Origin of the sequence: Aquicella siphonis (assembly GCF_902459485.1) — a bacterium.
GTDB lineage: Bacteria > Pseudomonadota > Gammaproteobacteria > DSM-16500 > DSM-16500 > Aquicella > Aquicella siphonis.
The window spans coordinates 64,543-78,366 of sequence record NZ_LR699119.1; the positions used below are offsets into that span (position 1 = coordinate 64,543).

The 13,824-nt window shown below is 50.8% G+C and carries 9 protein-coding genes; 7 read left to right on the forward strand and 2 right to left on the reverse strand.

Translation table 11 applies throughout. The features are described from left to right. The first annotated feature begins 16 nt into the window (after window positions 1-16). The 4 genes from AQULUS_RS00315 to glmS all read left to right on the forward strand — a co-directional run bounded on the left by AQULUS_RS00315 (window position 17) and on the right by glmS (window position 5,949). Entirely contained in the window at window positions 17-1,126 is a 1,110-nt protein-coding gene (locus tag AQULUS_RS00315) for a hypothetical protein (RefSeq protein ID WP_148337517.1), read from the forward strand. Between the two features lie 84 nt (window positions 1,127-1,210). After that, window positions 1,211-2,584: a bifunctional UDP-N-acetylglucosamine diphosphorylase/glucosamine-1-phosphate N-acetyltransferase GlmU gene (gene glmU / locus AQULUS_RS00320; protein WP_197737262.1), complete on the forward strand. Its 1,374-nt coding sequence runs from the start codon at window positions 1,211-1,213 to the stop codon at window positions 2,582-2,584. A gap of 174 nt (window positions 2,585-2,758) precedes the next feature. Next, window positions 2,759-4,003, forward strand: a complete 1,245-nt coding sequence (locus tag AQULUS_RS00325; protein ID WP_148337519.1) for a hypothetical protein — start codon at window positions 2,759-2,761, stop codon at window positions 4,001-4,003. 107 nt (window positions 4,004-4,110) lie between these two features. After that, window positions 4,111-5,949, forward strand: coding sequence for a glutamine--fructose-6-phosphate transaminase (isomerizing) (gene glmS / locus AQULUS_RS00330; RefSeq protein WP_148337521.1), 1,839 nt, complete (start codon window positions 4,111-4,113; stop codon window positions 5,947-5,949). An 83-nt stretch (window positions 5,950-6,032) separates the two neighbouring features. Here the strand turns inward: glmS and AQULUS_RS00335 are convergent, their stop codons facing one another. Beyond that, window positions 6,033-7,037: a quinone-dependent dihydroorotate dehydrogenase gene (locus tag AQULUS_RS00335; RefSeq protein ID WP_148337523.1), complete on the reverse strand. Its 1,005-nt coding sequence runs from the start codon at window positions 7,035-7,037 to the stop codon at window positions 6,033-6,035. 363 nt (window positions 7,038-7,400) lie between these two features. On the opposite strand from AQULUS_RS00335, the gene AQULUS_RS00340 reads away from it, so the two are divergent. Continuing rightward, window positions 7,401-8,570: a serine hydrolase domain-containing protein gene (locus AQULUS_RS00340; RefSeq protein WP_172622674.1), complete on the forward strand. Its 1,170-nt coding sequence runs from the start codon at window positions 7,401-7,403 to the stop codon at window positions 8,568-8,570. Between the two features lie 94 nt (window positions 8,571-8,664). Here the strand turns inward: AQULUS_RS00340 and uvrD are convergent, their stop codons facing one another. Further along, window positions 8,665-10,836 carry a DNA helicase II gene (gene uvrD / locus AQULUS_RS00345; RefSeq protein ID WP_172622675.1) on the reverse strand — a complete coding sequence of 724 codons (2,172 nt, stop codon included), beginning with the start codon at window positions 10,834-10,836 and terminating at the stop codon, window positions 8,665-8,667. 42 nt (window positions 10,837-10,878) lie between these two features. On the opposite strand from uvrD, the gene yihA reads away from it, so the two are divergent. Together yihA and AQULUS_RS00355 are read left to right on the forward strand one after the other, a co-directional pair. After that, window positions 10,879-11,478: a ribosome biogenesis GTP-binding protein YihA/YsxC gene (gene yihA / locus AQULUS_RS00350; RefSeq protein ID WP_148337528.1), complete on the forward strand. Its 600-nt coding sequence runs from the start codon at window positions 10,879-10,881 to the stop codon at window positions 11,476-11,478. Between the two features lie 39 nt (window positions 11,479-11,517). After that, complete coding sequence (locus AQULUS_RS00355; RefSeq protein WP_148337530.1) at window positions 11,518-13,578, forward strand: OPT family oligopeptide transporter; 2,061 nt, start codon at window positions 11,518-11,520, stop codon at window positions 13,576-13,578. Window positions 13,579-13,824: the final 246 nt, after the last annotated feature.

The window sequence follows — 13,824 nt, forward strand, 5'->3', positions numbered from 1 at the left end:
TAAGGGGAGTTTCGCTGTGTTACGCAATAATCGCAATAATATAAATCCGGAATATGACTTTAATATCGATGACACCCGGTTTGATTATCTTCGTGAATATCCATTTCTGGATTTTGATGAAAACTTTGATTCGTTACCCGATTTTTTTCCGGCATATGAGCTCGATGACGGAGCCAGCGAAAGAAAGGAATATTTTCAGTTTGGCGAAGATCCCGCCTTGCAGAGATCAGGAAGCGGAGTTTTACCGCCGCAGCCTGGCACGGTTTCTGCCAGTTTTGCCGGTGACTCGTACGCGCTTGATGGTTCAATTGAACAAGACTCTCTTTTCTCCGAATTATTCGAGTCCATGCCGGTGGCAGCGTCAAGCCTGAATGGACCGGATTCCGGTTCGCCGGAGGATTTCATGGCCGCTATCCTTGGCGATATCAACCATGTTTCTTCACCGGCTACACCCAACCCGGCGCCCTCCCCATTGGCTGCATACAGATTATCTGGAGAAGAAACAGCGCGGACGGCGGTTCCTGACGCACGGCGAGTACCGGATTCTGTTCCAGGGCCTGAACGGTTGTTTGATGATGCCGCGCCTTTACCTGCTTCAAAAAAGCGTCGTAAGAATCACGATACACTAAAGGCGAAAGTGGAAGTGGATGGAAAAGTCATCACACTTGATGCATTTTGCCGTCGAAATTATGTTTTTGCCGGAACGGACAATCCGGTTTCTTCCGCCAGCCTGAGAAGCGCGCAATTCAATCCGGATGGGACTGTTCTTGTGAATGGCCGGAAAATCACGTGGGTCAGGAGGTCGCGAACTTCATCGCACACCCCTAAAAGAACACATGATGATTTTCTCGACCAGGCGGTTGATTCTCACAAGCCCAAGTCATCCTCGTCTTCTCCCGCAAAGCGCCGGCAGAAAGTCAGTTCGGGTCTGAGTTTTCATTCTTCTTCTCCTGCTCCTGCGCCTTCCGAGCCGGCGTCCGTCGAGGCTGAGCGTCCGCGTCCGGCTGTGTCACCCTCTCTTTATCAAACCGGATTGACCCTCCTTGTCCCGCGCCCTGCGATGACCGACCAGGAGCGAGAACCGGCAATTGAAAGACAAAACGGGCCAGGAACCAGGCTGGTTTAATGACAGCTGTATGACAAGCTTTTTACCTATTCTCACTGTCGTTATAATGATGAACCATTGCGAGTTTAATAAGGCCTGTTACTCATGACTATTCAAGTCGTCATTCTGGCTGCCGGACAAGGCAAGCGCATGCATTCCAGTTTACCCAAGGTGATGCATGCGCTGGCCGGCAAGCCGCTGTTAAAACATGTAATTGATACCGCGCTTGCTGTGGCGCCGGGGAAAAAGCCTGTCATCGTGTATGGCCATCAGGGGCAAATCCTGAGAGACCAGCTGGGAGAGCAGGACGCAAGCTGGGTGGAACAAAAGGAACAGCTGGGAACAGGCCACGCGCTGCTTCAGGCCATGCCGGCAGTGAAGGATCAGGATCGGGTCCTGGTGCTTTACGGTGACGTGCCGCTGATTTCAGTGAATACGCTGAACAAGCTGATCGCCGCGACACCCGCTCAGGGCTTGGGAATGATCACCGCGCGCTTGCCGGATCCGGCAGGATACGGCCGTATCCTGCGCGATGCCCATAACCAAATCGTGGGCATTGTGGAAGAAAAAGACGCGACCGAAACAGAGCGGGCCATCACGGAAATCAATCCGGGGATTTATTTACTGCAGGGATCACACCTTAAAAAATGGTTGCCGCGTCTGGGGAACACCAATGCCCAGGGTGAATACTATTTGACAGACGTCATAACGCTTGCTGTCAATGAGTCCATCCCTGTGCAGGCGGTGCAGCCCGCGAAAACAGAAGAAATCCTGGGTGTCAACGACCGCATTCAGCTTGCGCGTCTTGAACGCTTCTACCAGCGGGAAGCCGCTGAGAATCTGATGCGCCAGGGGGTGACCTTGCTTGATCCGGAGAGGGTGGATATACGCGGAGAAGTGCGGATTGGCCGTGACGTCGTCATTGATGTCAATGTTATCCTGGAAGGACGCGTGGTGATAGGCGACAGATGCCTGATAGGCGCGCATACCATTCTGCGCGATACCACTTTAGGGGAAAATGTGGAAATCAGGCCGCATTCATTGATAGACGGCGCGCAAATCGCGGACGAGTGCGTGATCGGACCGTTTGCGCGAGTCCGTCCCGGCACACAGCTTGGCGGCAAGGTGCATATTGGCAATTTTGTGGAGGTTAAAAAAAGCCGGATTGCGGAAGGCACCAAGATCAATCATCTGAGTTACATAGGCGACAGCAAAATCGGCCGCCAGGTCAATATCGGCGCCGGTACGATTACCTGTAATTATGACGGCGTCAATAAACATCGGACTATCATAGGCGATAACGCATTCATCGGATCGTGTACCCAGCTTGTCGCGCCAGTCACGGTTGGTGCGCGCGCAACCATAGGAGCGGGATCTACCATCATACATGATGCGCCGCCGGATAAACTGACGCTGTCCCGCGCGCCCCAGCAAACCATCGATCACTGGCAGCGTCCTCTGCCAGAATCCCAAAAATAATGAGAATGTTTATTGGACTGACACGGTTCAATGAGCATTCTCAAAATAATCCCTACACGCGGCCAAACGCTTTTTTACCAACGCATTCAAGAGCATGGAAAACGCCGGCCACACCGTTTGATTCCCTTATCATTTGCTATACTTAAAAAATAAGTCAGTTAGCGTGGCATGATTATGGCGCTGCACAAGACAACAAATATCTCTCAACTCATTAGTGATCCGGCGGCACAACCGGCTGGCGGAGCGCAAGTCTCGCGGGAGGAAGAATATATACGCCGGGTTTTCGAACCTCGAACGCCCGAAGATCTGGCTCTTGCATTACAAAATCCCCGATCCCCTGCTTATAGAGACATGATGAATATGCTGATTGCCGGCATGGCGATTGATTTGGTCATGTTAAAATTGATAGAACGTTATTTGCAGCATCGCATCGAGCTGGATGAAAAAGAGAGAGAAGAGCTCAAAGACAGTATCGAACGGGAAAGTCTGCGGCAAAAGGAATTTTTCGCGCGTCCGGAGCCGTTACAGGGAAAAATGCTGTTTGGGGATTTGCAGCGGTATAATTCCGATGAAATTAAAATCATTGCGGAAAAGTGTTGGTCAGTCATTCAAGATTTGCAGGAAAAAATTGAAACCCTTGATGTGAAACTGACGCATCTTGAACGCGATGAAGTGCAAAATTTGCGGAACTGGCAGACAGGCATTCAAAAGCGGGTCCAGGCAGTGACTCAAAAACTGGAAGCCGCGAAAACACCCTTGTATGTCCGGGACGCCATTACCAGGGAATATCGCGTGGTGAATGTGCGCAGCGAACAAGCCCAGGCTATTTTAGTCTATGCGTATTCATCACCGCCTCCGCCGTTGTTAATTCGGGAGTTGTCCAACGCGTTTACTGGGCAACTGAAGAATGCCCGGGAGCAGGAAAATGATCGGGAAACGGCGAACGACGTGAAAATGGCAGATGACAAAAAAATCGCGGATGAAAAGAGTTATCAGCTGCCTACCATGGAAGACGCCATCACGAAACTGCCGCAAAACCAGGCTATCGCCGCGGCATTTAAAATATGCCTGGGCTGCATCAATGACATGCGCGCGCAAAAGGATTCAGGCGTGGAAGAAATCAATTGGGGTTCGGAACTGCTCAAGGAAATCAAGGGGAAAAACAAGCCTGTCATTCTTGAAGCTGCTGTCGCGGAAGTTGAAACGGCTGCTCCTTATAAAGAGCAATATCGCATCATGGTGGAAAAAGACCAGAATACCCGGTTGAAAGCGCAATACGAGCATAGAATGGAGCAGGAGGCGTCACTGTTGCAGCGGTGCTCGGACAGATATCAGGAGCTGGCTCATAAGCCTTTGAAACTAATGAATGAAACGGACTTGGCTGCCAACCGTCAACTCACACGGACACAAACCGGTTGATCAATCCGGCCGTCAGGCTGCGACGCCCTTCCCATCCTGGATTACCGCAAGCTATAATGGCTGACATTTTTTCAGCTGTGCAAACCTTCATTTAAGGAACAGATTTCATGTGCGGTATCGTTGGAGCGGTAGCGAAAAGGCCAATAGCCAAGCTATTGATAGATGGTCTCAAAAAACTTGAATACAGGGGTTATGATTCGGCGGGAGTGGCTGTCATCGACGCTCACTACCAGCTTAAACGCTTGCGCGTGGCTGGCAAGGTGCGGGAGCTGGAAAGTGTCATGCATGACCATCTGTTTCAGGGACAGACCGGCATCGCCCATACCAGATGGGCAACTCACGGCGTTCCTTCCGAGAAAAACGCCCACCCCTTCGTTTCCCACGATGAATTTGCACTGGTTCATAACGGCATCATTGAAAACCATTCGGTGTTGCGTGATCAACTGCAGCGCGATGGCTATTGTTTTCATTCTGATACGGATACGGAAGTGGTAGTCCATCTCATACATAAAAACTACAAGAAAAATCAGGATTTGCTAGCCGCTGTCCGCGCCGCTGTCATGGAATTAAAAGGTGCGTATGCGCTTGGTATTATTTCCAAACATGACCCGTCACGGTTAGTCGCGGTGCGGCAGGGAAGCCCCCTGGTCATAGGCAAATCCCAGGGTGAAAACTTTATTGCTTCCGATCCGCTGGCCCTTTTGTCAGTGACGCAGCAATTTATTTATCTCGAAGATAATGATATGGCTGATATCACGCTGGAAGATATCAAAATCTTTAACATGGACATGCAAGAAGTCAAACGTGAGCAGCATACCTTGTCCATCAGCCATGATGCGGTCGAACGGGGTGAGTACAGGCATTACATGAAAAAGGAAATCATGGAACAGCCGGAAGCGATTGCGTCCTGTCTCGAAGGAAGGGTGACGGATGATCATGTGTTACCCGCAATTTTTGGGCCTGGAGCAGATGCGATTTTTTCACAAGTCGAACATATCCAGCTCGTTGCTTGCGGAACCAGCTACCATGCTGCGATGGTGGCGCGATACTGGCTGGAATCACTGGCTGACATACCATGCACAGTGGAAGTGGCCAGCGAATTCCGTTACAGAAAAATTGCGCCCTCCAAAAACAGTTTGTTTGTGACCTTGTCTCAATCGGGCGAAACCGCGGATACACTGGCTGCATTGCGGCTGGCCAGGAAAATGGATTATCTCAGCACTCTTGCCATTTGTAATGTTCCGGGCAGTTCCATGACGCGCGAAGCGGATTTGCAATTTCTGACCCGCGCCGGTGTTGAAATCGGTGTTGCTTCAACCAAGGCTTTTGTCACGCAATTAACCGCCTTGTTTTTATTTGTGCTTGCCTTGAGACAAAAGCGGACGGCAGACACTCAGTTGGAAGTCGAGCTGGTTGCCCAGCTGCGGCGTGTTCCGGCATTAGTGGAAAAAGTGTTGCAGCAGGATGCCGCGATCGTGAACTGGGCCCGCGCGCTGATGAACAAGGAACACGCGATATTTATAGGGAGGGGCGCCTTGTATCCCGTTGCGATGGAAGGCGCGCTGAAGATGAAGGAAATTTCCTATATTCACGCGGAAGGTTATCCTTCCGGCGAGCTCAAGCACGGCCCTCTCGCTCTGGTTGACACTAACATGCCGGTGATTTCCACCGTGCCCGGCGGCGAACTGCTGGAAAAAAGTCTTTCCAATCTTCAGGAAGTACGCGCGCGCGGAGGCAAGCTTTATGTCCTGACTGATCAAGTCCATTTGTTTGATCAGGATTCGTTTGCGGGCGCCCATATTATCGCCATGCCTTGCCTGCATGCCGCCCTGGCTCCGATTTTATACACCATACCGCTTCAACTGCTTGCTTACCATGTGGCGGTGCTAAAGGGTACGGATGTTGATCAGCCCAGAAACCTGGCTAAATCCGTCACGGTTGAATAAACGCTCCCGGTCACTATCGTTAAATACTTCCTTCCATATTAATTATGGAAGGAAGAATCTGTGGCGGCAATCTGATGATTAATTTAATCCATCAGTGCCAGCTGACTGATAATGTCGGGGCCGCTATAAATAAATCCTGAGTAAACCTGTAATAATTGCGCACCGGCATTCAGTTTTTCCTTTCCGGTGCGTGTGTCCATGACGCCGCCGGATGCGATGATAGGAATGCGGTCTTGAACAAACTTATGCAGCCGCGAAGTGAGAAGAGTGCTGCGCTTGAACAGGGGCAGGCCGCTCAATCCGCCAGGTTCATGCGCATAAGGCGAATTTTCCACGCCTTCACGGTGTATGGTCGTATTCGTGGAAATAATGCCTTCGATTTTTTCCCTGATGGCGATTTCAGCAATGTCAGCCAGTTCGTTATCAGTCAGGTCCGGTGATATTTTTAACACCAGAGGCACATGTTTTTTCTCATTCAGAAAAACAGCATGCTGTTCCTGTTTAAGCACGCACAATAATCGCGCGAGAAAATCACTGTGCTGCAAATCACGCAGTCCGGGTGTGTTGGGCGATGAAACATTGATGGTGATGTAACTCGCGTATTTCCAGAATGTCCTGAAACCCAGCAAATAATCATCTATGGCGTTTTCCAGCGGCGTATCCTTGTTTTTGCCGATGTTGATGCCTAATATTCCGCGATAATCCGTCTTTTCCAGCCGTTTTACGACGTAATCATACCCCTTGTTGTTGAATCCCATCCGGTTGATGATGCCTTGCTGTTCCGCCAGGCGGAACAGTCTGGGTTTGGGGTTGCCGGGTTGGGGCCTGGGAGTCACAGTGCCGATTTCGATGAATCCGAAGCCTAGCTCAGCCAGGGCGTCGATATAATCCCCGTTCTTGTCAAAACCAGCGGCAAGCCCAATCCGGTTAGGAAACGAGAGTCCCATTACCGTGACCGGGCGCAGAGGCTGGTTTTTCAGGCAGCGGGACAAACCGGAGCGTTTTGCCAGGTCCAGACTCTTTAGCGCGGCATAATGAGCTGTTTCCGGATCCAGGGCGAAGAAGATTTTTTTTAAAATCGAATACATGGTTGAGTCTGAAAGTATTATCAGGTTGAAATTGATTCATTGCCGTTTATAGGTGTTGCCACCGTTTGTGGTGTTCTATCACAACATCATCTCTCTGTCATCCTTAGGACAGCCCCTTCGAGACGGACACTGACGTATCCTCCTCAGGACAGGCCCTTCGAGACGGCACTGCGTGCCTCCTCAGGGCGAACGATGGTGAAAATCCCGTTCGTGGTGAGGAGCCGCGTCAGCGGCGTCTCGAACCATGGACGGCTTTACACTTCCTTTAAATACAGTTTCTCTCTCATTGATTTAATAAGTAGTTAAAAAAATAATCACAAAATGATATTATGCTATCTAGTTAATCATAATCAATTCATAAAGATGTTAAAAATAATACACTTTATATTCATGCTCTTGATCCCCTGTTTGGTCATGGCGGATGAAGCGTCAGATCACATCAGCCTGCAATTCCTGGCGGATCAATTCTTGCGGGAGCATCGTGTGGAAGAACACATCAGTGGTCTGGCGGTCACTGTTGATTCCGCCCGGATCACACACCCTTTGACAGTTTATTCAGGCACAGTCAGTACTGAACAGGAAAAGACAGTGGATGCCTCCAGCCTGTTTCAGGTCGGCAGTTTGACCAAATCATTCATCGCCGCCGTCTTGTTGCAGCTTGCGCGTGATCCGGAAAATCACTTTAGACTGGATGATCCTGTGGACAAGTTTTTTCCGCAATATTCGAAGTGGCGTGGAATCAGTGTGAAACAGTTGATGAACATGACCAGCGGCATACCGGATTATATTACTGACCGGGATATGTTCTCAGACTTTGCCGCGCATCCCTATCGCAGGCACAGCCCGTCATTCTGGGTTGACCGGATGTATCAACATCCCTTGCGCTTTAGCCCTGGAGCGGGTTATCTGTATTCAAATACCAATTATCTTTTACTGGGGATGCTGATTGAAAAACTGACCGGACATACCACAGGTCATGAAATCAGACGCCGGCTCATTAAACCCTTGGGCTTGAAAAATACTTATTATGTAGCACATTATCCCGGTCATCGTGTTTTTTCCAGGCTGGTGCGGGGGTATCAGTTTGAAAAGGGGTTTCATGATTACATACCCCGTGGAGAAGATGTCACTGAATATAGCCTGTCATATATGGATGCTGCCGGCGGCATGATATCAAACAGTGCGGACATGGCTGTCTGGATAAAATCCCTGTTTACGCCCGACCTGGTTCTGACCGAATCTGAATTGCTGGAAATGAAAACACTGATTTCACAACAAAGCGGACGCCCGGTGGCCACACTGTCGGTGAACGACCCGGTGGGTTTTGGACTGGGTATTCGCGCGCAGTTCGGGCCAGGGTTCAACACCAGTTATTACATTTATCAGGGAATGACGCTGGGTTATCGCGCTATCTATTTTTATTATCCTGAACGGCAGACGCTCATTTCAATCACTGTAAATAGCAGCTTTGATGGAAAAGAAAATCATTTGATCGGTCTCATTAATCAGATCGGTGAGTCACTGTCCCTCTAGAATCAGCTGCGCTGTCATGCCAGCATGTTTTTAGCTGGCATCCGGAAATATTCAAAAAGTCTGCCCTGAGCCGGCATGCCTGAAGAAATAAAACTCATTTCGCGCTGAGGTAACTCGCAATCAGTACCTTGGTGCCGACATTCGCAAAGCGCACCTTGACTTTCATGTCTTCGCCGTCGCCTTCGCAATCCAGAACGATGCCTTCGCCAAAAATCCGGTGACGCACTTCCTGTCCAACGCGGAAAGCATTTTGTGTTTCGGCAGCGGTTGTGAAATGATTTCCGCCTGTGCCGGAAGAATAAGCTTGCGCATGGTTACCGAGCCGGGCTGTCTTGGTGCGGAAGCGTATTTCATCAATGAGTTCCGCGGGGATTTCATGCAAAAACCGCGATGGCCGGTGATAAGCTTCCTTGCCGTAGGTGCGCCTGACTTCCGCGTATGTCATATAGAGTTTGCGCATGGCGCGTGTCACGCCGACATAACAAAGCCGGCGCTCTTCTTCAATCGCTTTGGGGTCGTTCATGGAAAGGTAATGCGGGAACAATTCTTCTTCACAGCCCGCCAGGAACACCACGGGGAATTCCAGACCTTTTGCTGAATGCAGAGTCATGAGCTGCACGCAGTCGTCATACGCATCCGCCTGTTCATCACTGGATTCCAGGGCGGCATAAGCGAGAAAGGCGGCGAGCGGCGGCATGTCGTCGGTGACGCCGTCTTGTGAAAACTGATGCGCGGCGTTAACCAGTTCTTCCAGGTTTTCAAGGCGGGTCAAGCCTTTTTCACCTTTTTCCTTGCGGTAATGTTCAATCAATCCGCTGGCGTATAATACATATTCAACCTGCTTGTGCAATTCAAGCGCCAGCGTCCGCTCCGTCATGGTGTTGATGAGGTTGACAAAGGAGAGCAGCGCGGTTTCCGCGCGGGTGGAAAAATGTTTCTGTTCTATCAGCTGCAGCAAGGCGTCCCATAGCGTGAGGGCATGGCTTTTCGCGTGTTCGCGTATGGAAACGAGTGTGCGGTCGCCGATGCCGCGTACGGGAGTGTTGATAATGCGTTCAAACGCCGGATCGTCCGAGCGGTTTGCGATGATACGCAAATAGGCGAGGGCATCCTTGATTTCCTGCCGGTCAAAATAACGCAGCCCGCCGTAGACGCGATACGGGATGCCAAACTGCATGAGCGCTTCTTCGATGACGCGCGACTGCGCGTTAGAGCGGTAGAGAACGGCCATTTCCCGCAAGACATGATCACTTTTCTGTTTTAATTCTCGTATGCGGTTGACGATGAAAAAGGCTTCGTCTGTTTCATTGAAGCCGGCATAAACCGTGATGGGTTCGCCGTCCTTGCCTTCGGTCCACAGGTTTTTGCCTAGGCGGCCGGCATTCTGCGAGATTAACGCATTGGCGGCTTTTAATATGGTGCCGGTCGAGCGGTAGTTTTGTTCCAGGCGGATGATCCTGGCTCCGGCAAAGTCCTTGGAAAAGCGCTGGATATTTTCGATGCGCGCGCCGCGCCAGCCGTATATGGACTGGTCATCATCACCCACAATCATGACCGAGTTGGAGTCGCCGGCGAATAATTTCAGCCAGGCGTACTGTATGGTATTGGTATCCTGGAATTCATCCACCAGCAGGCAGCGAAAACGGTCCTGGTAGTGTGCGCGCAATTCAGCGTTGGTCAGCAGAAGTTTGTAGGTTTTCAGGAGCAGGTCCGCGAAATCAATGACGCCGGCGCGCAGACAGGCTTCATGGTATGCCTGATAGATGCGGATCTGGGTCTGGACGGTAAAGTCGCGGACTTCAACCTGGTGCGGCTCGCGGCATTCTTCCTTTTGCGCATTGATGAACCATTGTGATTCCTTGGGCGGAAAGCGGTCTTCATCCAGGTTGAGCGCATGAATGACACGGCGAATCATGCGAAACTGATCGTCCGAATCAAGGATCTGGAAAGACTGCGGCAATCCCGCTTCCTGCCAGTGGGCACGGAGAAAGCGGTGAGACAGGCCGTGAAATGTCCCTATCCACATGCTTTTTGCCGGCACATGCAGCATTTTTTCAATGCGCGCGCGCATTTCATTGGCGGCCTTGTTGGTAAAGGTTACCGCCAGGATACGGGATGGAGCGATCTTTTCATTTTCAACGAGCCACGCGATACGGTGTGTCAGCACGCGGGTCTTGCCGCTGCCGGCACCGGCAAGCACCAATTGATGGCCCAGCGGCGCGCGCACCGCTTCTTGCTGTGCTGGATTGAGCGAATTGAGTATCATGTCGAAAATTATCAATTAAAAATATGAGTGACGTATTCTAATATGACTGGACAGTATCAAAAAGCTTATTTTCTTATTAGCGCCGCAGCAATGCAGCAATTGCCCCCGGATGAAGGGGTTGAAGTCGCCATGGTTGGCCGGTCCAATGCTGGCAAATCCAGTGTCCTGAACCGGATTACGCAAAGCAAAAACCTGGCCCGGGTCAGCAAAACGCCTGGCAGGACCCAGCTGATCAATATCTTCGTTCTGGACCCCGGGCGCCGCATCGCGGATTTACCCGGATACGGGTATGCCAGGGTGCCGCTGGCCGCCAAGCTCAAGTGGCAAAAAACGGTAGACCAGTATATTAGTGACAGGGCGTGTCTCAAAGGCTTGATACTGGTGATGGATATCCGTCATCCTTTCAAGGAATTAGACGTGAAATTACTGGAGTATTGCGATCACCGGGGCTTGCCGGTGCATATTCTGCTGAATAAGGCGGACAAGCTGACCAACAGCCAGGTCGCGCAAACCCTGAGGGAAACCAAAGCCGCTTTGACGGGGTATCGCAATTCTGTTACTTTCCAAGTCTTCTCCGCTTTGAAAGGGCGGGGGTTAAGCGAACTGCACGCATTGCTGGACCAATGGTACGGCTTTAAATAAATGACACAACAAGAACAATTGAATGAGTGAGGATAAAACATGGCGGGAAATATCCAATCAAGTGATGCAATAACCGGACAGGACAGCGACCAACCCATCATACCAGCAAATGTTTCCCTGCCCGAAATTACGATAAGAGTCCTGGTGCTAGGCGTGATACTGACAGTGGTACTCGCGGCGGCCAACGCCTTTCTTGGCCTGAAGGTCGGCGTGACTGTGTCGGCATCCATACCGGCCGCGGTCATTTCCATGGGTATTTTACGCTTCTTTCGCAACTCCAATATTCTTGAAAATAACATGGTGCAAATCATGGCTTCAGTCGGTGAAGCCCTTACCGCGGGAATCGCATTTATCCTGCCCGCGCTGATTATTTTGCATGTGTGGGACCGCTTCAATTACTGGCAGACCGTCATTACCAGCCTGCTGGGCGGCGGACTGGGAGTGTTATTTACCATCCCGCTGCGCCGGGCTTTATTGCAGGACAAAACGCTGCGTTACCCTGAAGCCGTGGCCATAGGCAACGTGCTGAAAGCGAGCGCCAAGCGCGAAGAAGGCGATTTGCGCCAGCTGGTTTTTGGAGGATTGATTGGCGGCGTCATCGCGCTGTTTCAATCCGGGTTTCAGATTCTCACGGATACTTTTCAATATTGGGTGAAATCATCCGCCGCCATCTTCGGATTTGGCCTGGGTTTGTCACCGGCCTTGATCGCGGCAGGATATATTGTCGGTATTAATGTGGCGCTGAGCCTTCTGGTTGGTATCGCTATCGGCTGGCTGGCGGGCGTACCCGTGCTTTCGTATGTTTATGGCTTGCCCGATGCGGAAACCGCAAATCAGATGGCCATGGTTATCTGGAAATCCCACATCCGCTATATGGGGGTGGGCACCATGTTGATTGGCGGATTGTGGACTTTGTCCACCTTGTTCAAACCGGTCATTCACAGCATGGCCATGTCTTTTGCGGCGGTCAGACAAATTCGCGTGGGCCAGCAGACGGATACATTGCGCACCGAACGCGATATTCCGATTCATTATGTTTTTATTTCCGCGCTTGTGCTGTTGATCCCTATCTTTTTTCTCATTGCCAATTCCATTATTCCATCTGAATTCAATATCGCGCCGGGTTTCCGCTATTTTCTGTCCGGCTTTGGCACGTTTTATATCCTGGTCGGCGGGTTTGCCTTTTGTTCCATCATGGCTTATTTCGCCGGATTGATTGGTTCGACCAACAGTCCCGTGTCCGGTCTGCTGGTTTCAGCGCTTCTGATCATTTGTCTGGTTTTCATGGCATTTTTTAGTTTTACAGAGTGGGACAGCCAGACCAAGGAAATGATAGGGTCGGTAGTCGCCATTGGCAGCATGGTGGTGATAGGCGCGGCACTCTCGATTTCTAATGACACCATGCAGGATTTGAAAGTTGGCCAGATTGTCGGCTCAACTCCCTGGAAGCAGCAGACCATGCTGATTTTGGGCGTGGTGGTGTCATCGTTTGTTATTCCGCCTATCCTGCAATTGTTGTATAACGCTTACGGCATAGGCGGCGTTTTCCCGCGGCCAGACATGAATCCGGCGCAAATGCTCGCTGCGCCGCAGGCCGGCTTGATGGCAACAGTGGCCAAGGGAGTATTCAGTCATCAGCTGCAATGGAACATGATAGGCATAGGCGCCTTGATTGCGGTTATTTGCATCGTGATTGATGAGCTTCTTAAAAAACATTATGGTACGCGTTTGCCTGTGCTTGCCGTAGGTCTGGGTATTTATCTCCCTCTGGATAGCTCCGTGCCCTGTGTTATCGGCGGCATACTGGCTTATCTTGTTCAGTTCCGTCTCGACAGTATTTATCACCGTCATCGCGGTGAACCGGAGACTGAAATTAAAATGAATGCTCACCGTCATCGCGGTTTGTTGTTGTGCTGCGGTATTGTGGCTGGCGCATCGCTAATGGGCGTGATGCTGGCCATTCCGTTTGCCATCAAGCAAAGCTCGGATGCCTTGCGTCTCATGCCGGAACAATATATGTCATTTGCCGGTGTCTTAAGCATTATCGTGACATTTATGCTGTGCGCATGGATTTATCGGGTGGTATTAAAGCGGGATTGAAAATTCCGTTCCTGTTATGCTGTTCATGGTTCGAGACGCCGCGCTTGCGCGGCTCCTCACCACGAACGGGATTTTCACCACTCCGTTCACCCTGGGGAGGACACGTCAGTGTCCGTCTCGAAGGGCTGTTTATCCCCCCTAATTCCCGCGCGTTTCCAGCGATATACTTATCCGCAATTCGCAAGATTAAGCATCACCTTACCCGGTTCATGTCATTATCTTACTGATTTTACAGGTAATATTTAC